The sequence below is a fragment of the Promicromonospora sp. NPDC023987 genome (assembly GCF_040639055.1).
Classification (GTDB): Bacteria; Actinomycetota; Actinomycetes; order Actinomycetales; family Cellulomonadaceae; genus Promicromonospora.
Genome location: NZ_JBEZZF010000054.1, coordinates 16,558 through 41,166, shown reverse-complemented (window position 1 = coordinate 41,166; position 24,609 = coordinate 16,558). Strand labels below are relative to the sequence as shown.

At 73.1% G+C, this 24,609-nt stretch carries 17 protein-coding genes; 11 read left to right on the top strand and 6 right to left on the bottom strand.

Annotated elements, in window-relative coordinates; all coding sequences use genetic code 11:
• Nucleotides 1-209: 209 nt before the first annotated feature.
• The 7 genes from AB0F40_RS20505 (at nucleotide 210) to AB0F40_RS20475 (ending at nucleotide 10,851) form a co-directional block, all read left to right on the top strand.
• A complete protein-coding gene (locus AB0F40_RS20505; protein WP_357471770.1) occupies nucleotides 210-914 on the top strand; it encodes a hypothetical protein in 705 nt (234 codons plus the stop codon).
• On the top strand, nucleotides 911-1,804 hold the full coding sequence (locus AB0F40_RS20500; protein ID WP_357471767.1) for a neutral zinc metallopeptidase: 894 nt from the start codon (nucleotides 911-913) through the stop codon (nucleotides 1,802-1,804). Before AB0F40_RS20505 ends, AB0F40_RS20500 begins: the two co-directional genes overlap by 4 nt.
• 163 nt (nucleotides 1,805-1,967) lie before the next feature.
• The gene (locus AB0F40_RS20495; protein WP_357471764.1) at nucleotides 1,968-3,407 is read left to right on the top strand and encodes a threonine--tRNA ligase; all 1,440 of its coding nucleotides are present in this window, start codon (nucleotides 1,968-1,970) and stop codon (nucleotides 3,405-3,407) included.
• 206 nt (nucleotides 3,408-3,613) lie between these two features.
• Complete coding sequence (locus AB0F40_RS20490; RefSeq protein WP_357471761.1) at nucleotides 3,614-4,450, top strand: ABC transporter ATP-binding protein; 837 nt, start codon at nucleotides 3,614-3,616, stop codon at nucleotides 4,448-4,450.
• On the top strand, nucleotides 4,450-7,071 hold the full coding sequence (locus AB0F40_RS20485; protein ID WP_357471759.1) for an FtsX-like permease family protein: 2,622 nt from the start codon (nucleotides 4,450-4,452) through the stop codon (nucleotides 7,069-7,071). The genes AB0F40_RS20490 and AB0F40_RS20485 overlap by 1 nt, the downstream gene beginning before the upstream one ends.
• Nucleotides 7,072-7,378: 307 nt before the next feature.
• The gene (locus tag AB0F40_RS20480) at nucleotides 7,379-8,227 is read left to right on the top strand and encodes an ABC transporter ATP-binding protein (RefSeq protein ID WP_357471756.1); all 849 of its coding nucleotides are present in this window, start codon (nucleotides 7,379-7,381) and stop codon (nucleotides 8,225-8,227) included.
• Nucleotides 8,227-10,851 (top strand): FtsX-like permease family protein, encoded by a 2,625-nt coding sequence (locus AB0F40_RS20475; protein WP_357471753.1) that lies wholly within the window; start codon nucleotides 8,227-8,229, stop codon nucleotides 10,849-10,851. The genes AB0F40_RS20480 and AB0F40_RS20475 overlap by 1 nt, the downstream gene beginning before the upstream one ends.
• 123 nt (nucleotides 10,852-10,974) lie before the next feature.
• On the opposite strand, the gene AB0F40_RS20470 is transcribed toward AB0F40_RS20475, so the two are convergent.
• A complete protein-coding gene (locus AB0F40_RS20470; protein ID WP_357471750.1) occupies nucleotides 10,975-12,396 on the bottom strand; it encodes a serine hydrolase domain-containing protein in 1,422 nt (473 codons plus the stop codon).
• A 47-nt stretch (nucleotides 12,397-12,443) separates the two neighbouring features.
• On the opposite strand from AB0F40_RS20470, the gene AB0F40_RS20465 reads away from it, so the two are divergent.
• Nucleotides 12,444-12,806 (top strand): hypothetical protein, encoded by a 363-nt coding sequence (locus AB0F40_RS20465; RefSeq protein ID WP_357471747.1) that lies wholly within the window; start codon nucleotides 12,444-12,446, stop codon nucleotides 12,804-12,806.
• 5 nt (nucleotides 12,807-12,811) lie between these two features.
• Here the strand turns inward: AB0F40_RS20465 and AB0F40_RS20460 are convergent, their stop codons facing one another.
• Genes AB0F40_RS20460 through AB0F40_RS20440 form a run of 5 tightly spaced genes read right to left on the bottom strand, consistent with a single transcriptional unit; the run spans nucleotide 12,812 to nucleotide 22,184 of the window.
• A complete protein-coding gene (locus AB0F40_RS20460) occupies nucleotides 12,812-14,281 on the bottom strand; it encodes a TIGR02679 family protein (protein WP_357471744.1) in 1,470 nt (489 codons plus the stop codon).
• On the bottom strand, nucleotides 14,278-18,477 hold the full coding sequence (locus AB0F40_RS20455) for a TIGR02680 family protein (protein ID WP_357471741.1): 4,200 nt from the start codon (nucleotides 18,475-18,477) through the stop codon (nucleotides 14,278-14,280). The genes AB0F40_RS20460 and AB0F40_RS20455 overlap by 4 nt, the downstream gene beginning before the upstream one ends.
• Nucleotides 18,474-19,751: a TIGR02678 family protein gene (locus tag AB0F40_RS20450; protein ID WP_357471738.1), complete on the bottom strand. Its 1,278-nt coding sequence runs from the start codon at nucleotides 19,749-19,751 to the stop codon at nucleotides 18,474-18,476. The genes AB0F40_RS20455 and AB0F40_RS20450 overlap by 4 nt, the downstream gene beginning before the upstream one ends.
• Nucleotides 19,748-21,481 carry a TIGR02677 family protein gene (locus AB0F40_RS20445; RefSeq protein ID WP_357471735.1) on the bottom strand — a complete coding sequence of 578 codons (1,734 nt, stop codon included), beginning with the start codon at nucleotides 21,479-21,481 and terminating at the stop codon, nucleotides 19,748-19,750. Before AB0F40_RS20445 ends, AB0F40_RS20450 begins: the two co-directional genes overlap by 4 nt.
• Before the next feature lie 49 nt (nucleotides 21,482-21,530).
• Nucleotides 21,531-22,184, bottom strand: a complete 654-nt coding sequence (locus tag AB0F40_RS20440; RefSeq protein WP_357471733.1) for a DedA family protein — start codon at nucleotides 22,182-22,184, stop codon at nucleotides 21,531-21,533.
• A 129-nt stretch (nucleotides 22,185-22,313) separates the two neighbouring features.
• Between AB0F40_RS20440 and AB0F40_RS20435 the strand changes: the two genes are divergently transcribed.
• The 3 genes from AB0F40_RS20435 to yidD all read left to right on the top strand — a co-directional run bounded on the left by AB0F40_RS20435 (nucleotide 22,314) and on the right by yidD (nucleotide 24,549).
• Nucleotides 22,314-23,555, top strand: a complete 1,242-nt coding sequence (locus AB0F40_RS20435; protein ID WP_357471730.1) for a histidine kinase — start codon at nucleotides 22,314-22,316, stop codon at nucleotides 23,553-23,555.
• Nucleotides 23,546-24,184: a response regulator transcription factor gene (locus AB0F40_RS20430; protein ID WP_357471727.1), complete on the top strand. Its 639-nt coding sequence runs from the start codon at nucleotides 23,546-23,548 to the stop codon at nucleotides 24,182-24,184. The genes AB0F40_RS20435 and AB0F40_RS20430 overlap by 10 nt, the downstream gene beginning before the upstream one ends.
• Nucleotides 24,185-24,252: 68 nt before the next feature.
• Complete coding sequence (gene yidD, locus AB0F40_RS20425) at nucleotides 24,253-24,549, top strand: membrane protein insertion efficiency factor YidD (protein ID WP_357471724.1); 297 nt, start codon at nucleotides 24,253-24,255, stop codon at nucleotides 24,547-24,549.
• Nucleotides 24,550-24,609 lie beyond the last annotated feature (60 nt).

Sequence of the window (24,609 nt, the reverse complement as noted above, 5' to 3'; positions counted from 1 at the left end):
TCCTCCCTCCCCCCCCCGGGGCGCCCGGGCCCCGGGGGCCCCCCCCCCCCCCCCCCCGCCGGCGCGGCCGCCGCCCGCTCGGGCGCCGCCAGCTCGGGCCCGGTGTCGGCGGGCCCCGCGCGGTGTGGGCAGGCCCGGCGCGGGCGGAACCGACCGGCACTTCACCCGCAGAACGCGCGGACCCGCCATCTCGGACGTACCGTCCGGTCATGGGCACTGACTCCCCGAGCGTCCCCGTCACCGTCTCCGACGCACTGCCGAACCTCCGCACCGGCCGCCTGGCCCGGGGAGACGACCTGACCAACAACCGGCCGGCGAAACACCTGATCGCCCGCCGGCGGGCGTACCGGCGGCAGCACCTCGGTTCGCTGGTGCGGGGGCGGCTGCGCGGGCAGTACGACCCGAAGCACCGCGCGCTGAGCCGCCGCATCGTCGGCGTGCGGGCCGTCGCCGGCGAGCTCTGGGACCTCGTGGCCCAGCGGCCGATCTGGCGCGTCATCCAGTCGATCCAGGTTCCCTCGTCGGGCTCGGGACACCTGCGCGGGCCGGGTTCGGCGCACCACGGCGGAGCCCTGGAGCTCGACCAGCTGGTGATCGGGCCCTCCGGCGTCTACACCATCGAGTCCGTCTTCCGGCCCGTCCAGGACGTCACCGCCGACGCCGCCCGGAACGCCGCGCGCCGCACCCAGGAGATCCTGGGCCGAGCGACGCGGGTGCCCGTGACCGTGCAGGCACTGATCGTGTTCGTGCGGTCGGACCAGCCGCGGGTCGAGGGCCCGCGCGACGGCGTCGAGGTGCTCACCGTGGACGAGCTGGTGCCCTGGCTCGAGAGCCGGCGGGCGACCCTCACCGACCGCGAGCTGGAGATCGTGCATCTCGCGGCCCGCGACCGGCGCACCTGGGCCGGCGCGTGACCTTCAGCGAGGGCGGCCAGTTCGAGGGCGGCCGGGTCCGCAAGGGCGGTGGCGGACGCCGAGGCGCCGTCATCGCGGGCGGTGGCGGCGGCGTGGCGATCGTCGTGGCGCTGCTCTACATGCTGGTGACCGGCAACAGCCCGGCCGACATCCTCGGTGGGACCACCTCGGACTCCGGGGGCACCGGCGAGCAGGGCTACGTCGGCGAGTGCACGGCGGAGCAGGCCAACGCCGACGCCGAGTGCCGGCTCAGCGGCGCCGTCGACTCGCTGGACGTGTACTGGGCAGCGACCCTCCCCGAGCAGGGCGGGGTCGAGTACGAGCTGCCGGAGGTCGTCAGCTTCACCGACGCCGTCGACACCGCCTGCGGGTCGGCGACGTCGGCCACCGGGCCGTTCTACTGCCCCGCCGACACGACCGTGTACGAGGACCTCGCGTTCTACGAGCAGCTCTCCAGCCAGTTCGGCGCGGAGGGCGGGCCGCTGGCGGAGATGTACGTGACGGCCCACGAGTTCGGGCACCACATCGAGAACCAGCTCGGCCTGTTCGAGCGGGCCGACCGGTCGGGCACCGGCCCGGAGTCCGACTCCGTGCGCATCGAGCTGATGGCCGACTGCCTCGCCGGGATGTGGGCGGGCAACGCCGCGACGACGAAGGACCCGGACACCGGCGTGACGTTCCTCGAGCCGATCACGAAGGACGAGCTGAACCAGGCGCTGTCCGCTGCCGCCGCCGTGGGCGACGACAACATCCAGCGCCGGTCCGGCGGCGACGTACGCCCCGAGGCGTTCTCGCACGGCAGCTCGGAGCAGCGCGTCAGGTGGTTCACCATCGGCTACGAGGGCGGAACCATCCAGGACTGCAACGCGCTGGACGCGTCGTCCCTCTGACATTACGGTGGGCAGCATGCACCTCAGCGCACGCACGACGACGCCGGACCCCTCCGGCGCGCGCTGACCCTGCACTCAGCAACCCAGGCCCCGGAGCTCGCTCCGGGGCCTTTGTCATGCACGACGGCGGACCGGGCGGCTCCCTCATCGAAGGAGCACCACCATGACCGCACCTGTCCGCTCAGATCACCGCGACCTCGGCCGTGACATGCGGATCTTCGCCTCCAGCCCCCTGGTCGGGCCCGGCCTGCCCCTGTGGCTGCCCGCCGGCGCCGCCGTGCGGTACGAGCTGGAGCAGTACGCGCGGGAGGTCGCGCTGCGCACCGGGTGCGAGCCCGTGTACTCGCCGGTGCTCGGCAAGCGCTCGCTGTTCGAACGCTCGGGACACTGGGCCAAGTTCGCGGACGACATGTTCCCACCCCTGGACGTCAGCAGGTCCGGACCGGCCGCGAGCGACGGTTCCGGCTCGCGCCGACCGGACGGCCTGGACGGCCCGGACGGCTCGCGCGGCCCGGACGGCGGTCCGCACGAGGAGGCCGCCGACGTCGACCCGCTGGTGCTGCGGCCCGCCAACTGCCCGCACCACGCGCAGATCTACGCGTCGGAGCCGCGGTCCTACCGCGACCTGCCGGTGCGGTACTCGGAGCTTGCCCCGATGTTCCGCGCCGAGCGGTCCGGGGTCCTGTCGGGACTGAGCCGGGTGCGGCAGATCAACCTGGACGACGCGCACGTCTTCTGCCGCCCCGACCAGGTAGGGGCAGAGGTGCGGACCGCGCTGGACGCGATCCTCGAGGTGCTCGCCACCCTGGGGATCGAGGTGTCCCACCTGCGGCTGTCCGGGCGGGACGCCTCCGACAGGTGGCTGGGGTCGCCCGAGCAGTGGGCTGCCGCGGAGCAGGTGCTGGCCGAGGTGCTGGATGCGGTGCTCGACCCGGCGCCGGACGCGGCGTCGGCCGGTGTGCGCTGGCAGGCCGAGCCGGGCGAGGCCGCGTTCTACGGGCCCAAGATCGACGTCCAGGTGCTCGACGCCGGCGGTCATGAGGAGACCCTCGCGACCGTGCAGCTCGACTTCAACCAGCCGGAACGGTTCGACCTGACCTACATCGCGGCGTCCGGCGAGCGGGAACGGGTGGTCATGATCCACCGCGGCACCGTCGGCGCGATGGAGCGCATGGTCGCGTTCCTCCTGGAGCGGCACGACGGACGCCTGCCGTTCTGGCTCGCGCCCGTGCAGGTCTGCCTGCTCCCGGTGACCGGCCCCAGGTCCGGGGCCGACGGCAGTGGCGCGGCGGACGACGGCGGTGGCGCGGCGGACGACGGCGGGCACGACGTCGACGACGAGGTGGACCGGCTGGCGGCCATCCTGCGCTCCCGCGGCATCCGGGTCCGCGTGGAGCGGGACGGGTCGCTGGGTAACCGGATCCGCCTGGCCCGACGTCGGCGCGACGCCCTGCTCGGCGTGCTCGGCCCGCGCGAGGCCGAGGCGGGCGAGGTCGCGGTGACCGATCCGGGATCGGGCGCCAAGGCGTCCGTGCCGCTCGCCGAGCTGGCGGACCGGCTCGCGGAGGCCGCGAAGAACCGGGTGCCGCGCGTCCTGCTCTGAGCCCGGCAGCCGGCGAACCAGTACGACCAGGGGATGACGCCCGCGCCAAGAATCAGGCCACGGCCTGATGCCCCGGCCCTCGCCGAGTCCATAGGTTGAGGACTGCCGGCCCGCTGGCCCGCCCACCTGCCGTCCTCGGCGGCAGGGGCGGAACCAGTGGCCGGACCACTTTCAGAACCCACAGCATCGACTCGAGGAGCAATCTCGTGGACACCACCGTGTACGTCCCGGCGGACCAACCGGCCCCGGCGCAGGGCGAAGCCGCCCGCGCAGTACGGGCCCGGAGCCTGACGAAGACGTATGGCAAGGGTGAGGCCACCGTGCGGGCGCTGGACGGTGTGGACGTCGACTTCGAGCAGGGCCGCTTCACCGCGATCATGGGCCCGTCCGGGTCCGGCAAGTCGACCCTGATGCACCTGCTCGCGGGACTGGACTCCGCGACCAGCGGTCAGGCGTTCCTCGGTTCCACGGAGATCACGGGGCTGAACGACAAGGCCCTCACGAGGCTGCGCCGCGACCGGGTCGGGTTCGTGTTCCAGCAGTTCAACCTCCTGCCGATGTTCACCGCCGAGCAGAACATCACCCTGCCCGTCGAGCTCGCCGGCGGCACGGTGGACAGGGCCTGGTTCACCACCCTGGTCGAGACCCTCGGGCTGGCCGGGCGGCTGACGCACCGCCCCGGCGAGCTGTCCGGTGGGCAGCAGCAGCGTGTCGCGATCGCCCGGGCCCTGATCGCGCAGCCCGACGTCGTGTTCGCCGACGAACCGACAGGCAACCTCGACTCCCGCTCCGGGGCCGAGGTCCTGTCCTTCCTGCGCCGCTCCGTCCGCGAGCTGGGCCGCACGATCATCATGGTCACCCACGACCCGTCGGCCGCCGCGTACGCCGACCGTGCCGTCCTGATCGCCGACGGCCGCATCGCCGGCGACATCACCGACCCCACCCCCGAGTCCGCGATGGCCGGCCTCGACGCCCTGCGCACCCTCGAGCCCGCCGTCACCACGGGTTCCGCCGCCGGCACGGCCACCGGGACCGGTGCCTGATGGCCGTCTCCTTCCCCGCCGCACGTCTCACCCTCGGGCAGATGCGCCGCAGCGCGGGCCGCCTCGCGTCCGCCGGCGTCGCCATCCTGATCAGCACGGCGTTCGTGACCGTGACGCTGCTGGCCGGGACCGTCATCCAGGAGACGACCCGCGACGTCGTCGCGGCGGGATACGCCGACTCCGACCTCGTCGTGTCCGCATCGGACGAGTCCGCCGAGGAGTCGGACAGCTCGTTCACCGACGAGGACGTCACGGCCGTCGGCTCGGTCGACGGCGTCACGGCCGTCCAGCCCGTCACCAGCTGGTCGGGCAACCTGCGCAACGGCGGCAAGGGTGGCCGCCAGATGTTCACCCCCGTCCCCGAGGACCCGCGGCTCTCGCCGCTCGAGCTGACCGACGGCGCCTGGCCGGCCGCCGACGACGAGGTGGCGCTGACCACCCAGGTCGCCGAGCGCCTCGAGGTCGGCCTCGGCGACACGCTGAAGCTCTCCCGCACCGTGTACCCGGAGGGCTGGGCCGAGAGCGAGGCGGAGGACCCGGCGGACGAGCTCGGCGAGCCGGAACGGGTCGTCGAGACCCTGACCGTGACCGGCCTCGCCGCCGACCCCTACGGCGCCTACACGATCTCCGGCGGGGTCGCCGCGGTCCCGTCCGCCACGCTCAGCGCCTGGACCGCCGCCGAGCCCTTCCCGACGTCGGTCAGCCAGCTGCTCGTCACGCTCGACACCCCGCCCACCGGCACCAGCGTCCCCGCGGCGCTGCGCACCGCGATCCAGGACGCCGTCGGCGCGGATGCCGCCCAGGTGTCCGTCGAGACCACTGAGGCGGCGGCGACAGCGAAGGCCTCCGGACTGACCGGTGGTGAGGACCTCATCTTCATCGTGTTCGTCATGGCGTTCGCCGCCATCGCGCTGCTCATCGCCGCCATGGTCATCACGAACACGTTCCAGGTGCTCGTCGCCCAGCGGACCAGGACGCTCGCGCTCCTGCGGTGCATCGGAGCGGGGACCGGCCAGGTCTACCGCAGCGTCCTGCTGGAGGCCGCGATCCTCGGCCTCATCGCGTCCGCGGTGGGCACCCTGACCGGCGCGCTGCTCGCCCAGGCCGCGCTGCTGATCGTCCCGAGCTTCGACCTCGGGGTGCCGATCCCGACGACGATCACGCCGACCGTGCAGTCGATAGTGCTGCCGCTCGCCGTCGGCACGGTCGTGACCGTCCTGGCCGCGCTCGCCCCGGCCCGTTCGGCGACCCGGGTCGCCCCGCTGGCCGCGCTGCGGCCGTCCGACGCCCCGACGCTCCGCGCCCGCACCGGCCGGGTCCGGCTCGTGTTCGCGATCCTCTCCCTCCTCGGCGGCATCGCGCTGCTCGGCCTCGGCGTCGCCCTCGGGAGTGCGAGCTCCCTGGGACCCGGTGTCGCCGCAGCGGTCGGCGGCATCGCCTTCACGTTCTTCGGCGTCGTGCTGAGCGCGGTGCTCTGGCTGCCCCGCGTCGCGGCCGGCCTGGGCGCCCTGGTGGCCCGCACCGGTCCCGCCTCCCGCCTCGCGGTCGCCAACACGCTGCGCAACCCGCGCCGCACGGCGGCGACCTCCACGGCGCTGCTCATCGGCGTCACCCTCGTCACCATGATGTCCACCGGCGCAGCCAGCGCCCGCGCGACCTCGGAGCGCGGCCTCGACGGGGCCTTCCCGTACGACGTGAGCGTGTCCACCACCGCACCCGAGTACGTCGAGGGCCTGCGCGACGCCGTCGCCGGAACCTCCGGCGTCTCCAGCGTCACGGTCGTCACCACGACGACGGGCACGATCGCCGACGACAAGGAGACCTGGCTCAATGCCGCGGACCCGGACGAGCTGGTCGCCGTGGTGAACGTGCCGGAGGAGGCGGAAGGGCTCGCGGAGGGCTCGATCCTGCTGACCCAGGACACGGCGGACTGGTTGTCCCTCGACGCGGGCGACAGCACCCCCGTCTCGGGCCCGAACGGCTCGGTCGACCTGAAGGTCGTCATCACGGGCTCCACGCAGCTCGACCGGACCGTCACGCCCGCGGACCTCGCCCGCGTCGCCGACGCCGATCCCTGGACCGAGATCTGGGGGGACATCTCGGGTGCCGACACCGGGGCGGTGCTGACGGCCGTCCGGGACGCCGCCGCACAGGTCGACCTCGACGCCAGGGTCGTGGGCCCCGCCGCTCAGGCCGAGCAGTTCCGGCAGATCGTCGACGTCGTCCTCGGCATCATGGTGGGGCTGCTCGCTGTCGCCGTGGTGATCGCCCTGGTCGGCGTGACGAACACGCTGTCGCTCTCGGTCATCGAGCGGACCAGGGAGTCCGCGACCCTGCGGGCCATCGGCCTCAGCACGGGCCAGCTGCGCGGCATGCTCGCCGTCGAGGGTGTCCTCATCGCCGGCGTCGGGGCGGTCGTCGGCATCGTGCTCGGGCTGATCTTCGGCTGGGCCGGTGCCGCCACCACGCTGTCCCTCATGGGCGACGTGCAGTACGCCGTCCCGTGGGCGGAGCTCGCGATGTGCCTCGGTGTCGCGCTCGTCGCCGGACTCCTCGCGTCGGTCATGCCGGCGCGCACCGCGGCCCGCACCTCGCCGGTGGCGGCGCTCGGGGCGGAGTGAGGGGTGTGGGGGTGGCGCTGAGTCGCTGAGGCGGCGCCGAAGACGCTCGTGAGCGGGCTGTGTCGCGGATAGTAGACGTTGTCTACTGTCCGCGACACAGGCCGCGGCTCGGGATCTGAGCGGGCCACCCCGGGCCGGTCGAACGCCGTGACCTGCACGGTTGCAGATACAGATCCGTACAACCGTGGGATGACACGTCCGGAGAATGATCAGGCCCTGGCCTGACGCCCCGCCGCCCTCGAATCCGTAGGTTCGTTCTTGCCAGCCTGAACGGGTCTCGGCAACAGCGATTCGAGGAGCAATTTTCGTGGACACCACCGTGTACGTCCCGGCGGACCAGCCGGCCCCTGTGCCGGGCGGCGCCGCCCGCGCCGTGCGGGCCCGGGGCCTGACCAAGACCTACGGTAAGGGCGAGGCGACCGTGCGGGCCCTGGACGGTGTGGACGTCGACTTCGAGCAGGGCCGGTTCACCGCGATCATGGGCCCGTCCGGCTCCGGCAAGTCGACCCTGATGCACCTGCTGGCGGGTCTGGACTCCGCGACCGGTGGTCAGTCGTTCCTCGGTACCACCGAGACCACCGGTCTGAACGACAAGGCGCTGACCCGGTTGCGGCGTGACCGGGTCGGGTTCGTGTTCCAGCAGTTCAACCTGCTGCCGATGTTCACCGCCGAGCAGAACATCACCCTGCCCGTCGAGCTCGCCAGCGGCACCGTCGACCGCGCATGGTTCAACACCCTGGTAGAGACCCTGGGCCTGAAAGGAAGGCTGACGCACCGCCCCGGAGAGCTCTCCGGCGGACAACAGCAACGCGTCGCCATCGCCCGCGCCCTGATCGCCCAGCCCGACGTCGTCTTCGCCGACGAACCCACCGGCAACCTCGACTCCCGCTCCGGCGCCGAGGTCCTGTCCTTCCTACGCCGCTCCGTGCGCGAGCTCGGCCGCACCATCATCATGGTCACCCACGACCCCTCCGCAGCCGCCTACGCCGACCGCGCCGTCCTGATCGCCGACGGCCGCATCGCCGGAGACATCAGCGACCCGACACCGGAGTCCGCCATGGCCGGCCTGGACGCCCTGCGCACCATCGAACCCGATGTCACCACCGGAACGTCCGGCACCACCGGTACCGCCTCCACTCCCGGGACCGGTGCGTGATGGCTACCTCCCTCCCCACCGCGCGCTTCACCCTCGGGCAGATGCGCCACAGCACCGGGCGCCTCGCGTCAGCCGGCATCGCCATCCTGATCAGCACGGTGTTCGTCACCGTGACGCTGCTCGCCGGCGCCATCATCGAGGAGACGGCCCACGACGTCGTGGCGGCGAGCTACGCGGATTCCGACGTCATCGTGTCCGCAGAGCAGGCCGAGGGACAGTACCCCGACGAGGAGAGCTCGTTCTCCACCGATGACGTCGAGGCGGTCGCTGCCGTTGACGGCGTCGGGACCGTCCAGCCTCTCATCAGCTGGTCGGGCACCCTGCGCAACGGCGGCAAGGGTGGCAGCCAGCTGTTCGCCCCGGTCCCGACGGACCCGCGGCTCTCACCTCTCGAGCTGAGCGACGGTGCCTGGCCGGCCGCCGCCGACGAGGTGGCGCTGACACCCCAGGTCGCCGAGCGGCTCGAGGCCGACATCGGCGACGAGCTGAGGATCTCCCGCACCCTGTACCCGGAGGGCTGGGCCGAGAGCGAGGCGGAGAACCCGGCAGCCGAGCTCGGCGAGCCGGAGGAGATCTTCGAGTCACTGACCGTGACCGGCCTCGCCGACGACCCCTACGGGGTCTACACGGCCTCCGGCGGGGCCGCCGCGGTCCCGTCCGCCACGCTCAGCGCCTGGAACGCCGTCGAGGTCTACCCGTCGTACGTCACCGATCTGCTCGTCACGCTCGACAGCCCGCCCGCCGACAACAGCGTCCCTGCGGCACTGAGCACCGCGATCCAGGACGTCGTCGGCACCGGTGTTCAGGCGTCCGTCGAGACCACCGAGACGATGGCGACGACGAAGACCTCGGGACTGACCGGTGGCGACAACATCATCTTCTTGGTGTTCGTCATGGCGTTCGCCGCGATCGCGCTGATGATCGCCGCGATGGTCATCACCAACACGTTCCAGGTACTCATCGCCCAGCGGACCCGGGCGCTCGCCCTCCTACGTTGCATCGGCGCGGGGGCCGACCAGGTCTACCGCAGCGTCCTGCTGGAGGCTGCGATCCTCGGCGTCGTCGCCTCCGCGCTGGGCACCCTGATCGGCGCGCTGCTCACCCAGGCCGCGCTGATGGTGGCGCCCAACTTCGGCCTCGGGGTGCCGATCCCGGAGACGATCACGCTGACCCCGCAGTCGATCGTGCTGCCGCTCGCCGTCGGCACGGTCGTGACGTTCCTGGCCGCGCTCGCTCCGGCCCGCTCGGCGACCCGGGTCGCACCGCTCGCCGCGCTGCGGCCGTCCGACGCCCCGACGCTCCGCGCCCGCACCGGCCGCGCCCGCCTCGTGATCTCGGTCCTCTGCATTCTTGGCGGCATCGCGCTGCTCGGCATCGGCACCTCCCTCGGGAATTCCGGTTCGCTGGAGGTCGGTATGGTCGCGGCCGTCGGCGGCGTCGCCCTCACGTTCTTCGGCGTCGTGCTGAGCGCGGTCCTCTGGCTGCCGCGCGTCGCGGCAGGCCTGGGCGCCCTCGTGACCCGCTCCGGCCCGGCCCCCCGCCTCGCGGTCGCCAACACGCTGCGCAACCCGCGCCGTACGACGGCGACCTCCACGGCGCTGCTCATCGGCGTCACCCTCGTCACCATGATGTCCACCGGCGCCGCGAGCGCCCGTGCGACCTCGGAGCACAGGCTCAACGAGGCCTTCCCGTACGACCTGAGCGTGTCCGTCACCGTGCCCGAGTACGTCGAGGACATGCGCGACGCCGTCGCCGAGGCGTCGGGCGTCTCGGCCGCCGCGGCCGTCACCCACGCGTCGGCCGCCATCGGTGACACGGAGGACATACAGCTCAAGGCCGCCGACCCCGACAGGCTGGTCGCCGTGGTGAACGTGCCGGACCAGGCGGAGGAGCTCGTGGAGGGCTCGATCCTGCTGTCCCAGGGCACGGCGGACTCGCTGTCCCTCGGCGCAGGCGACAGCACCCCCGTCTCGGGCCCGAGCGGCACGGTCGACCTGACGGTCGTCATCACGGGCTCCATGGCGCTCGACCAGACCGTCACGCCCGAGGATCTCGCCCGCGTCACCGACACCCATACCGGGACCGATATCTGGGGCCACATCTCGGGCGACGACGCAGAGGTGGTGCTCGGGGACGTCCAGGAGATCGCCACGCAGGTCGACATCGACGCCCTGGTCGTGGGCCAGGCCGCGCAGGCCGCGTCGTTCCGGGAGGTCGTGGACGTCGTCCTCGGCATCATGGTGGGGCTGCTCGCCGTCGCCGTGGTGATCGCCCTGGTCGGCGTGACCAACACGCTGTCCCTCTCGGTGATCGAGCGGACCCGGGAGTCCGCGACCCTGCGGGCCATCGGCATGAGCAAGGAGCAGCTGCGCGGCATGCTCGCCGTGGAGGGCGTTCTCATCGCGGGCGTCGGTGCGCTCGTCGGCATCGTGCTCGGCCTCGGGTTCGGCTGGTCCGGGTCGGCCACCGCCCTGTCCATGATGGGCACCGTGCAGTTTGCCGTCCCGTGGACGGAGCTCGCGCTGATCCTCGGTGTCGCCCTCGTCGCCGGCCTTCTCGCGTCGGTGCTCCCGGCTCGGGCCGCGGCCCGCACCTCGCCGGTGGCGGCGCTCGGGGCGGAGTGACGGCGCTCCGTCGCTGAGGCGGCGCCGGGAAGGTCACGTGAGCGGGCTGTGTCCGCGGAGAGCTGGTCTGCTCTCCGCGGCGCAGCCCGCTCATGCTGTGTCTGTGCGGCGTCTACGTGCGGCTCAGCGGCTCGGCCGGGCTGTCGCCCGCGCCCGGAACTCGTCGATCGGCCACGACGTCAGGGCGCCGACCCGGACGGCGGTGACCGCGCCGGCGTCGTCCCGCTCGACCTGGACCGGCTCGCCGACCGTGGTGAACCCGGCCACGGGCTCCTGCACCAGGCGGCCGTCGACCACGACCAGGCGTACCGCTACCTCGTCCGGCCGCGGGAAGCGCGGGTTGATCGAGTGCAGGATCCCGCCGAGGTCCACGACGTCGGCCACTCCCCACAGGTTGGCGAAGCGTCCCACGGGGGCGTCGTCGGGGACGGGCGGCACGGGTGCGCCCCCGGCGGCGGACGCCGCGACGTCGTCCGCCGCGGCGAGCGCCAGGTTGATCAGGTGGATGACGCCGGTCGCGATCTGGTCGGCGATCCCGTCGACGGCGTTGGTCAGCGAGGACACGACGAGCCCGTCGTCCGGGTCGATCCAGGTGCGCGTGATGTGCCCGGGGTAGCCGCCGGAGTGCCCGACGACCTCGCGGTCGCCGATCTTGCCGAGCGCCATGCCGACGCCGTACCGGCCGCGCTCCGCTCCCCGGACCACGACGCGGGACTCCTCGCGCTGGACGAGGCGCTTGCTCTTGTCGGTGAGCAGCGTGGTGTCGCCGAACACGTGGGTGGCGCCGTAGCGGACCATCTCGAGCGCGGTGGAGTACCAGCCGGTCGCCGCGGCCATGGCGCGGGTGTCGACGTGCGGGACGACGCGCCGCGCGTCGCCGTGCGTGATCCGGCCGGTGTGCCCTGCGGCGTACTCGGCGGCGCGGGCGGGGTCCAGCTCGGTGCCGGTCCGGGTCAGCCCGAGCGGTTCGACGACGGCGGCGCGCGCCATCTCGTCGTACGTCTTGCCGGTGACCTCCTCGATGATGATGCCGAGCACGCTGTAGCCGATGTTCGTGTACTTGAAGTGCTCGTTGGGCTCGAACACGATGCCCTCGGTGCGCACGCACTCCAGCACCTGCGCGCGGTCGAGGAAGGGCCGCTCGTGCTGCCAGAAGTCGCCGTCGGACGAGTCGCGGATGATGCCCGCCTGGTGACCGAGCAGCTCGCGGACGGTGATGTCGGCGGCCCGCGACCCGGCGAGCTCCGGGACGAGCTCGCCCACGGTGTCGTCCAGGCGGAGCTTGCCGTGCTCGACGAGCCGCATCACGATGACGGCGGTGAACGTCTTGGAGTGGGAGGCGACGCGGAACAGGTGGTCGCTGGTGAGGTCCTCCCCCGTCTCGAGGTTCGCCTTGCCCCAGGCGAGGTCGACGAAGACCTCCCCGCGGCGGCCGACAGCCAGCTGCAGGCCGGGCAGGCCGTGGTAGGCGGCCTGGAACGAAGCCCAGTCGGCGAGGTAGGGGGCGATCGAGCGGAGGGTCGTGGCGGTGCGGTCGTCGGTCACGGGTTTCCAATCGGATCGGTAGCGTCAGGCAGCATCATGCCTGCGCGGTGACCCGCGAGGGCAAGTGGTGGATCGGTGAGGTTGCGGCCGTCCCCGGTGCCACTACCGAGGTCACCCGCCTCGCCGACCTGCAGACCGAGGTACGCGACCTGCTCGGCGGGCTGCTCGACATGGACGACGACGCGTTCGAGCTGACCTGGGACATGTCTGCGGTACTCGGCCCCGAGGGGCAGGCGATGTGGGAGAAGTACCTCACAGAGCGTGCCGAGCTCGCCGAGCGTCGTGCCCGGTTCGAAGCGGACCGGGCCGACACCGTACGCCTCCTGCACGATGCCGGTGTGTCGGTGCGAGATTCCGCAGCGTTGGTCGAGCTGTCCCACCAGCGCGTATCACAGCTGCTGAACTCGTAGCTCGTTCACGGTCGGGATCCGGTCAGGTTGGAGGCCAGCAGGTCCACTACCGCTTCTTCCTCGATCGACTGTCCCCGGTCGAGCATCGCCGCGCTGAGCGCCTCGTCCCACGGCGACGCCGCCGGTGTGCCGGACAGCTTGAGCGACGGTCCGCCGTCGCGCACCGCGGCCTCGTAGTCGGCAGCCGTGTACCGCCACGGCACCCATGGCGCCCTTGGCGCCCTGCGCCGGAGCCCGTCGGCGATGCGGAGGCCCGCCCAGTCGAAGTCGCCGTGGTACTTCAGCAGCGCGCCGTCCTGCGTGAGCACCTGCACCAGCTCCACGACAGCCGTGCTCGGCTGCCCCGAGGTGCACACGAGCACGAGCCCCGGCCGCGTACCAGAATCCTCGACAGCCGCCCACCTCGCCGCGACCACCTCGACGACGGTCGGGTTCTCGCAGACGTGCACTACCCCGCCCGGCCCGAGCGGGTCGACACCGCCCGAGCGGACCTGGTCCAGCGTGAGGACCACCGGCATACGGGCACCGCGCGCCTCCTCCAGGATGCGCGCCGTCGCGGTTCCGCCGATGCCGCTACCGCGAGTGCCTGCCGCCCCAGGCACACCCAGGGACAGCACGGTCGACGCGACGTTCGACATGACGACGCCGGCATACGCCCACGCCGCGCGCTCCGAGGTTCGTTCCTGCGCACCGTTCGGGGGCGCCGACGGACCGAAGGCCGCACCCACCACGGCGGCCGCCGTCCGGCCGAGCGGCCGGGAGGCGTCCAGCCCGTGCGCGTCGCCCACCGTCCGACGCGCGAGGACGGCGATCGGCTCGTCGGAGACGGGCAGCGCCTCCAGCACGGTGCGCACGCGACCGACGAGGCCGACGGCGACGTCGGCCGCGTCTGGTCCGCCGCTCGCACCGACCGGCACGGGCCGGTCAGCAAGTCGTGCCAGCTCCGCGCGGGTGGCACGCTTGAGGTTTCCGGCGGCACACCAGCCCGCCCACCAGGCAGCGAGCCCGTCGAAGCGCGCGAGCGCCGGCTCCAGCTCCGACCGAGCCCGGTCCCATGCCTCGGCCGCACGAATCCGGTCCCCGCGCCGGTCCGTCAGCGGGCCGGTCAGCGTGATCACGGCGTCGGCGAGCCCGGCGGGCCACGGCCCTCTGCGCAGGATCTGCTCCACCACCGCGAGGTCGATGGTCACCCCGGCACCGGCCTGGCGCGGGCGACCGACCAGCCGCACCACCGCGTCCCGCTGCTCGGCCGTTGGACCGGCCAGACGCACCGACCCCGACAGGACCGGGAGCTCACCGGTCTCCGGGCCCGCGCCGGCCGAACCCCCACTGTCGCGCTGCCCTGAGCCTGTCGAAGGCTCGGACTCCAGCCGGCGGCGAACCCGCTCCACGATCCATCGTGCACCTGGACCGCCGAGGAGTGACTCGATGGCACCCCGGTTGCCCTGTTCCTCCTCATGGGCCGGGACCGTCATGCGTCGAACAGGCTGCGCTCGGTCTCCGCACCACCATCCGCGCCGCCCGCGCCGTCCGTCGCTGGGGCCGCAGCCGACGCATCGTCGCCGACCTCGGCCTGCTTGTTCCGGCGCCGCCCGTCCCACCGCCACCTCGTGATGCCCACGGCGTCGATGCCCTCGACCCGCGAGAGCTGGGCGATCGCCAGCCCCGGCACCTGCGGGTAGCAGCCCCACTCGCGCTCGCTGGTCATGACCACGTCGAGATCGAAGGTGGCGAGCAGGCCCAGCGACTTGGCGCGGGAGTCGTCGTCCACGCCGGCGAACGCCTCGTCCAGGAGGATCAGACGCGGCGCCTGCGGGCTCGCGGAGTTGTAGTGCGAGGAGGCAGCGGCGAACAGCGGGACGGACATCGCCAGCACCCGCTCGCCGCCCGACGCCGGACCGGTCGCCGACCGCCACTGCCCGTTCTGCCGACGCTCCACCCCGAAGGTGTGCCACTGGCGGTAGTCGAGGGCGCGCTCAAGGTGTTCCTGCCAGCCCGCCGTCGGGTCCGCCTCCCGCACCTCCGCGATGCGGGCCTGCAGGAACTCACCGATCGCCGCCCGGTCCCGCTTGGTCCAGGTCGCGTCGGCCCGGGTCATCAGGTCGCGTGCACCGGCCAGGCCGGCCGGTCCGTCCGCCCGTTCGCGCCAGACCACCCGGAGCTGCATCCCGGTGGAGGTCTTGCGGTCGGCCAGCTCCCGATTCATCCGCTCGATCTGGCCCTGCGCGGTCAGCAGTAGCTCGTGCAGGTGCCCTGCCACCTCGTTGACCAGGTGGTTCTCCAGGATCTCCCGCTCCCGGGCGCTGAGCAGCCGCTCGCGCTCGACGATGTCGTCCTCAAGCCGCACGGCGAGCTGGTCCACGTCCAGGTCATCCGTCACGTAGCGCACGCGCGCGACCAGCACGTCGCCGTGCTGCTCCACATACGCGTTGTGCCCGTGCCGGCTCATCTGGGCGGACAGCTCGTTGGACGCGCTCGACACGTGCTGCTGCGCGCGGCGCCAGGCCTCGTCGGACTCGTCGACCGACGCGAACTCCTGCTCCACCGTGCGCGCGAGGGTGAGCGTCGAGGTGACGGTCCAGGCCTCCGGCTCCTCGGGGCTGGGCGCCGTGACGTCCCGCAACGCGACGCGGAGCAGGCCCGTCGCCGCGAAGACCCGCAACGCCTCGATCGCCGCCGACCGGGCGACGCCGGCCTCGTCGCGCCGGGCGGCGAGATCAAGCTTGCGCTCCTCCAGCCGGCCGTGCGTCGCCGCGGCCTCGAGCTGCGCCTTCGTGACTGCCTTGAGCTCGCGCACCAGCTTGGTCTTAGCCTCACCGATCGCGGCCAGCCGCCCCTGCAGCTCCGCCACCGAAGCACCGACGGTGTTCTGCAGGGCATTCGCAGTGGCCCGGAGCCGGGTTGCCTCTCCACGCTGGTCACGCAGCGCGGAATCGCGCGCCTCAAGCACAGACCGCGCCTCGGCAACCCGCTCCACGGCAGCGACGTGCGCCTGTGCGAGACCCGTCACCGCACGGGCCGACGTCCGCACCTCGACGAGGGCCTCGGCGTAGGCGCCCACGGCCGTCAGGTCCTGGTCCAGCCCCTCAGCGGTAGCCCGCACCCCGAGCTGCCCAGCGGTCTCGGCGAGCTCGGCCTCGGCTTCCCTCGCATCGCCGTCGGCCCACTCCCAGTCGGTGCGCAGGCGCGTCAGGATCTCGCGAGCCTGCTCCAGCTCCCGGACCGCCTCGGTGACCCGCGCGTGCAGGGCGGCGAGCGCTCGTTCGGCCGAGGTCGGGTAGGCGTCCCGCTCGGCAGCGACCTGGTCGGCCTGCCGTTCGGCCTCCCGCATCTCCGCCCGCGCCGCCTCGACGCCACGCGTCAGGTCCGCAGCCTCGGCGGCGAGCCGAGCGAGCACCGCCCGGCGGTTCGCCTCCCGCGCCCCGGCCCCGATGTAGGCGGCGGTGTCCTTGGCCCACGACCCTCGTGCGGGTCCGGCGCCCCAGCGCCCCGAGGGGTCCACCCAGAGCACGGCCCCGGACGCCTCGCCCAGTCCGATCCCACCCAGCACCGCCGCAACGGCCGCTTCGGGAACCTCGGCATCCGGCCCGACGGCGGGCACCAGCACCTCGGCCAGCGTCGGTCCCCCCGCCGTCGAGCCTCGATTCCTGCCGGCGGCTCCGCTCAGGACCACGTCGCCGTCCGCCTGGACCGTGCCGTCCGGGAACACCCACGCGTCCAGCAGCCCGGCCGACTGCAGCGCGGCCTCGATGCCGGCCCGCCCCTCGTCGACCACCCCGGGGACGAAGTCCGTCAGGCGCCACAGGGGCGCGCCGGAAGCCGACACCCGCACGCCCGCCTCCCGCCCGGGCGCGGCAGGCGGCAACGGGTCCCGCCCGGACTCCAGCTCCGCGATCCGGTTCCGGACCCCCGCCAGCTCCTCGGACAGCAGTGACGCCTCGTGCTCAGCCTGGGCTCTGCTGCGCTCCAGGTCAGCGAGCCGCGCCCCTGCCGCGGCGTCGACGGCGACCTTGGCGGGCGGCTCGCCCTCCAGGGTCCGCGCCCAGTCCTCCGCGCGCACGGCCTGTTCGTCGAGGTCACCCGCCAGCTCGATCGCGCGCAGCCCGCCCAGGTAGGCCCGCACGTAGTCGCGGTACTGCCCGACCCGCGTATCGACGTCCAGCTGCGCCTGTCCGGCGGACTCCTGCCGGCCAGCCTCGGCCGTCGCGGCGTTGTCGACGGCCTCGCTCGCCCGGTCGGCCCGCCTGCGCACGTCGTCGGCCTGCTTGAGCAGGCCCCGGACGTGCGAGATCTGCTCCCGCCGGCGGTCCACGGCCCGGCGCGCTGCCGTCTCGTCGCTCGCGTGCGCCTCGAAGTCGAGGCCGGCGGCGGCGGCAAGGCGGGCGGCTCGCGTCGCGTACCGGTCCGCCTCCTGCGCCGCCGCGTCGTGCGCGTCGGCAGCCCTCTCCTGCGCCGCGGCTTCCCGGTCGGCGCGCTCGCGGGCGGAGGTCGCCTCGGCCTCCGCGGCTCCCGCCCGCCCCTCGGCGTCGGCCGCGGCCTGGCTCGCCTGGTCGAGCCGCTGGGCGTTCCGCATCTCGGGGCTCTCGCGCAGCGCCGACTCCTCGCCGGCCAGCGCACCCTGCTGGTCCTCGGCCAGCACCTGGCGCTCGGCAAGGTGCTCGACGTCGGCCACGGCGGCCGTGAGGTCCGCCTCGACCTCACGCTGGTCGCGCCCCACGTGCTCATAGTCGCTGTTGGTCAGGCGTACCGACGTCGTCGCCCGGCGGGTGGCCACGCGGGCATAGCCGCGGTAGTGGTCGAGGAACCTGTTGGCCGCGGCGAGAGTCGCGTTCTGGGCGGCGATCCCCTCGCGTTCCTCCTCCAGGGATCGGAACGACTCCGCGACGTCGGACACCACTGCCTGGTCCAGCGGCGCCAGCGCCTCGGTGAGCGCCGCCGACAGAGCCTTTTCGTCCGGCCGCTTGGACAGCTGCGGCTGCCGCAGCTGGATGAGCAAGTCCACCAGCGCCGCGTACCGCTCCTCGCCGAGCCGGAACAGCTTCTCGTCGACGGCACGCCGGTAGGACTCCTGCGTGCTGAACACGTGTCCGGCACCCGTCGGCTCGATCGCGTCGCGCAGCCGCTCCTGGCTCAGGACGGTCCGCGACTGGTCCATCAGGCGCAGGTCGCCGATCCGCTGCTCGGTGACGAAGTACCACGACTTGGCGATCGCCCGCCCGGTGGCCGCCTTGAGCCCGATCCCGAGCGTGCAGTAGTGCTCGGTGCCGTCGGCGTCGAGGCGCCCGAACTCGACCCACGAGTACCCGGTGCGTTCGTGGTGCGGGTGGGCGCCGCCCAGGAGCAGGTTCCACTCCATCCGCTTCTTGGGGTCGGCGTCGGGCTCCACACGGCGCGGGAGGATCGACCCGTCCAGCAGGAACGGCAGCGTGAGTGCCAGCACCTTGGACTTGCCGGTGCCGTTGTTGCCGCGCAGCAGCAGCCGGCCGTCGTGGAACCAGAACTGCTCGTCGTCGTAGTAGAAGAGGTCGACCAGCCCGAGCCGCAGCGGCTGCCAGCGCGGTGTCGTGGGCCGGGGCAGGTCATCGGACGGCGTAGTCCGGCCGGGGCGCTGCCACTCGGGGTGTGGTCCCCCGGGGTGCTGCGCCGGGGTGTCGTCGGTAGCCGTGGTCATCGGGTCTTCCTCTCACGAATGGTGGGGGCCGCCACGGCGAACCGTCGCAGCGCGGGCAGCGGGTGCACGACGGCGTCCGCCGGGTCGCCGCCCGCGGGCGGCCCGGCAACGTGGGCCAGGCCTAGCCCGACGAGCCGGTCGAGCGCGGCGTCGACGATGGCGTTCTCCGCACCGGGCTCGCGCGTCGTCTTGCGCCAGTAGGACGCGTGCTCCTTCGCCAGACCACGCACGAGTCGCCGCAGGCTTGCAACGGAGGCAGGGCCCGACGACGCCAGCTTCTCGGCCAGCAGCAACGTCGCGTGCCCGTCGGTGCCGGACTCGGGCATCCGCACGTCGGTGAGCTGGTCGTCCGGGTCCACGAGGGCGACGCCCTCCGCGCGCAGCTCCGGAACCAGCCCGGTCGCCTCGGCGAGGCGAGCTGTCACGTTCACCCGCTGACGTGTGAGGTAGACCCGCTCGTCCTCGTCGAGCTCGTCGTAATAGACCACCGGGTCCAGCAGCAACCGGCGCGAGACCCGCTGACGCAGGCGCAGATTGGTCTCGTCCTCGGTGTAGGCAGGTGGCTCCTCGTGCAGCGCGGCCTCGATGTCCCCGATCTGGATATCCCGGGTTGCGGGCTCCGCACCCAGACGGCCGGCGGCCAGCCCGGGCGCGTGCGCCGTGGACAGCATCGTGGACAGCACGCGCCGGTCGACGTCGTACAGCGCGTCGCCGCCTGAGGACACGTAGGACTCCTCGTCGCCGGCCACCCGGGCCAGCACGCCGTACCCGAGCAGCAGGCGGATCGCGGCCACCAGGTCCGACCGCTCCTCCCGGCCGGTCAACGTGAACTCGACGCTCGCCAGGCCTGGCTGGCGAGCGATGAGCACTATCGAGTCGGCCAGACGGTCAAGCGACACCTGCGGCTCGGACCGTTCGAGGACCGCGAGCGCCAGGCAGAACAGCACGTACCGGCGGCGGGTGAACGGCGGGTCGCCCTTGCGGGCACGCGCCGGGTGGCGCTCGGCCACCGCGGTCGCCGTGGGGCCCTGCGGAACGTGCGAGACCAGGAGCCGGACCGTCTGCGACTCGACCACCAGCCGCCACCCGGTCTCCTTGTCGAACCAATGGCGCAGCTCGTCGGCGTGGCGGCGAGCCAGGCGGAACAGCTCGCCGTCGGTCTGCGCGCGCAGGACGGGTCGGACCAGCAGGGCCCGCACGGCGCGCCGCCGACCTTCCGCTCCCTGGTGTTCCAGCGCGCCCGAGATGTGTGGGGCCAGGTCAACGCGGCTCATGCGGACACCTCCGCGACGAGCGCGGAAAGGAGCACGCGGTCGCCGGCGCTCTCGTCGTCCCGGTCGGCGGCTCGTTCGACCCCGTCGGTGGGTTCGCCCGGCTCGGCGGGTCCGCCCGACTCCCGCGGGCCGGCGTCCGCCCGGACCGGCTCCGCGACGGCCGAAGCGATGTCGACGAGGTGATCGGGACCGGACAGCTCGCCGTCCGGGGTACGGAGCACGGCGATACCCGCGCCGGGGACCTGGGTGAGGATCACGGTCAGCTCGCCGTCGGAGGTGTGGATCTGCGCCGTGGTCGCCTGCGGGCCCATGGCGGCAAGGCCGTCCCCGAGCAGACCCAGGAACAGGCGGAACGCCTGCGGGTCGAGCTCGCCGAACGCCGACAGCGGCTGCGGGCCAGTGGTCAGGATGCGGCGTCGGGCGGCCGCCGTCTGCTCCGTCTCCTGGCGGGCCTGCGCGACCAGGACGGCCTTGGCCGCGCGACGGTCCTGCACGCGGTTCGCCTTGCCGCGCCGCTCGTACGAACCGGTCCGGCGTAGCTGCGGGCTGATCTCCAGCGGCGGTGCGTCCGCCCACGGGGTGGAGTTGCCCAGCTCCGTCGCGTCCCAGGCATCCATGGTCTCTCCGGTCACGGTCAGGTGCCGTGCCGACGACAGCCCGAACGCGGAGCGCCAGAGGCGGTGCCGCGCGCCGTCGTCCGGCAGGTCGGCGAACCACCGGGCCAGCGTGAGGAAGTCCTGCGTGCGGTCGGTGCGCCCGCCGGCCCGGTCGTGCAGCGCACGCACCACCGCGAGGAGCGCAGGGATCGCCGCACGAGCGCGGGAGCGCAACAGTTTGGCCTCGCTCTCGCGCTCGGGCGAGCTGACGAACCAGTCCGCGAGCCCCGCCCACTGTCGCAGCCACGTCTCCCTTGCTGCCGTCGCCGCACGCTCGGCCTCGCCCGGCGCGGCATCCCGCGCCTCACGTCCGGCGGCGACCGTCGCCAGGAGCTCGACGGCGTCCGCCGGGATCTCGGCCAGCAGCGCGGCGATGTGCGCGCCCCGGGTGACGAGGTCGTCGATGAACCGCTCCAGGTACTCGATGAGCTGTTCCTTGTATGCCAGGAAGGCGTCGACGTCGGCGTCGTGCAGGTCGATGGTGCGCTGGATCGACCCCATGAAGGCCACCGCGTTCTCGGCGAGCTCCGTGAACCGGTCACGCAGGCTGCGCATCGCCTGGTGGGTGCTGGCGGCGTCGACCTCGCCGGGCGAACCTACGTGCTTGCGCGCGGTGTCCCGGAGGTGCGTCAGGAGAACCACGATGTCCTCCAGCGCGACTGCCTGGAGGGCGCCCCGGGTGCCGAGCGCGGCGTCGTACTGGGTCAGCGCGCGCTCCGCGGCCTCGCCCTCGCGGGACAGTTGGAACAGCATCCGCCGCCGGTAGAAGTCCTCCAGCGCGGTGACCCGGCTGGAGTCCGGGAACGCGAGCAGGTTGCCCCACGAGGGCTGCGCGAGCCGCTCCAGCGCCTCGGCCACAGCCTCCTCGGTGACCGGCTCCCCGCCGTCCGACCGCAGTTCCGCGTGCACCTGCTCAGGACGGACGTGGACCGTGAACCGCTCCTTCTGCGCCATGAGCGCGCGCATGGCCCGCCGGTACAGGGGCGCGTTGGGCGTGCTCAGGTAGGCGAACGGGGCGTAGGCGCCGGGATCCGCTTCCCGCGCTGTGTCGGGCTCTGGGGCAGGGCTGGTCACAGCGCCTTATCTTTCCACGGCACACTGACACACGTGGCCCCGCTCGTGGTCAGCGCTTCCGCACGTGCCGGGGGGTGTCCTGGTCCTGGCGCCGTCGCACGATCTTGACCACCCACCACACGAGCAGCAGGGCGACGACCACGATGACGACCTTCTGGAACACGCCGACGCTCTCCTCGACGACGTGCCACTGGTCGCCCAGCAGGTAGCCCGCACCGACCAGGAGGGTGTTCCACACGCCGGAACCCAGCGTCGTGAACGCGAGGAAGCGCCAGATCGACATGCGCTCCACGCCCGCGGGGATGGAGATGAGGCTGCGCACGATCGGGATGAGCCGGCCGATGAGCACCGCCCAGTCGCCGTGCCGGGTGAACCAGCTCTCCGCCTTGTCCACGTCCTCCAGCGACACGAGCGGCATCCGGTCGACGATCGCGCGCAGGCGGTCGCGGCCGAGCCACGCGCCGAGCCCGTAAAGGAGGATCGCGCCGACCACGGAGCCCACCGTCGTCCAGATCAGGACCTGCCACAGGATCAGGGAGCCCTGTGAGGCCGTGAACCCGGCCAGCGGCAGGATCACCTCGCTGGGCAGGGGCGGGAAGAGGTTCTCGAGGGCGATCGCAACGCCTGCACCCGGTGCGCCGAGGGTTTCCATCAGCCCGATGGCCCAGTCGGCGACGGTCGAGGCGAAGCTGTGTGTCGTCATGGGCCCTACGCTATTCGTCTTTGGGCGTCGGACGAACTGCGCCCATCCGTCCGGCCCGGTGAGGCAGGCCGCAGGTCGGGTGTGGTTTTCCGCAGTTCGCGCGGCCGACGTCGTCCCTATCCTGGCGAGGTGGATCCCTCCCCCGCCGTCTGGCGCAGCACTCCTGCCCGCATGCTGTGGGGCGCCGCGCTCGGCGCGCTGACCTGGCCGGTGGACCTGGTGGGGGCGGTGTTGGCGCTGGTGCGGCGGGGCTCGTCGCCCGGGGGCGTGGGTTCTCTGGTCGCGTGGCACCGGCGTCGTACCGTGCGCTTTCTCGGGTGGGCCGACCCCGGGGTCCCCGCACAGCTCCGCGGCGAAGCAAGGACTGTGTGGGGCGAGGGCGGCGCCGCGCTCACCTCTGGCCGGGCCGCCCGGTATCTCGGCGCGCGGGTGGGCGTGGGCCTCGTGGGAACGCTGGTGCTCGGGCTGCTGGGGTACGGGCTGTTCGGGGTGGTGGTGAGCCTGGCGTCCTGGCTGTTCGACGTGCGGCTCACCGTGGACGCGTCGTTCCAGGGTGACGGGCTGGCGACGTCGGACGTGCTCATGCTGGTGCCGATCGGCGCGGTGCTGCTGTACCTGAACCTCATGGGGCTGGTGGGCGTCGGGCTGCTGGACCGGTCGGCGGCCGCGCGGTGGCTGGCGCCGAGCCGGAGCGAGCGGCTGGAGGCGCAGGTCGAGTCGCTGACGGTGAGCCGGGCTGAGCTGTTGGCGGCCCTGGATGCGGAGCGAGGGCGGATCGAGCGGGACCTGCACGACGGGGTGCAGCAGCGGGCCGTGGCGCTCGGGCTGCTGGTGAACCGGGCGCGGCGGGCCGTTGGTCCGGGGGCTGCTGGGGCTGTGTTGCTGGAGCAGGCTGGGTCGGAGGCGGAGCGGCTGGTGACGGATCTTCGGGAGGTCGCGTGGCGGGTGCGGCCCACCGCGCTGGACACGCACGGGCTGGCGCCGGTGCTGGCGGAGCTGGTGTCGCGTGCGGGGGTGCCGACGGAGCTGGAGTGGGACTCGCCTGGGCGGCTGCCGGCAGGGGTGGAGACGACGGTGTACTACGTGGTGGCGGAGGCGCTGACGAACGTGGCGAAGCATTCGGGGGCTGGAGAGGCGCGGGTGGGCATCCACGTCGGTCGAGCTCCCACTTCCGCTGGTCGAGCTTGTCGAGACCCCCATCCCGAAGTCCACGTCCTCATCGCAGACAACGGCGTCGGCGGCGCTGTCCCCCACCCCGGCCACGGCCTGGCCGGCCTCGCCGGCCGGGTGGCCGCCGCGGGCGGCACGCTGGCCGTGCACAGCCCGGCCGGCGGGCCGACCCGGATCGAGGTGACGCTGCCGTGCGCGTGATGCTGGCCGAGGACTCCACGCTGCTCCGCGAGGGCATCCGCAGCCTCCTGACGGACGAGGGGCACGACGTCGTCGCCGCCTACGGCTCCGCGGACGGCCTGTTGGCACGGCTGGCGGCCGAGCGGCCCGACGTCGTCGTGCTGGACGTGCGCATGCCGCCCACCCACACCGACGAGGGTGTGCGCGCGGCGGTGGAGATCCGCGAGCGCTGGCCGGAGGTGGGGATCCTCGTGCTGTCGCAGTACGTGGAGCGGGAGTTCACGCAGGTGCTGCTCGGGGACGACGCGCGCGCCGTCGGGTACCTGCTCAAGGACCGGGTGATGGGCGTGGACGACTTTCTCGATGCGCTCGGGCGCGTGCAGGCTGGTGGGCTGGTGCTGGATCCGGACGTGGTGCGGCAGCTGTTCCGGGACACGTCGCATGCGCTCGGGGTGCTGACGGAGCGGGAGCGAGAGGTGCTCTCGTTGATGGCCGAGGGGCGGACCAATGCGGGGATCGCTGCGGCGTTGTACGTGTCGACGTCGGCGGTGGAGAAGCACTCGAACGCGATCTTCGACAAGCTGGGGCTGGTTGCGGAGGGCGGGTACAGCCGGCGGGTGCTGGCGGTGTTGCGGTACCTGGATTCTTGAGCCTGACGCAGTCACCACGGCAGACACCGGCGCGCGCGAGCGGTCCGGAACGACCGTACGGTGTCAGAATGAGCCCAGCGGCCAGAGCTGTCGATCGTGCGATCGCCACGTACCAGCTGCGGATCTCACCGCGCAAGGGCTGGCGGTGCGCCCACGGCGTCCTGTACGGCGGCGACGGATGCTCCGGCGCAGTGCGGGACCTGCTCTCCCGAAGAGGCCTCGTGCGGGGCGCCGTGCCCACGGCCGTGCGTTTTCTCGCGTGCTACCAGGCCGCCAGGACGTTAGCCCTGGCCGACGTGCGAGGCGTGTGCTGCTGCGGGCCCATCCCGATCCCGTTCGGCTGGAAGTCGCCTCGCGGCAAGTGATCGCCGCCTGACCGACCAGGGCTCGTACCGGTCCGGCACACGCCCTGGCCCGACCGACAG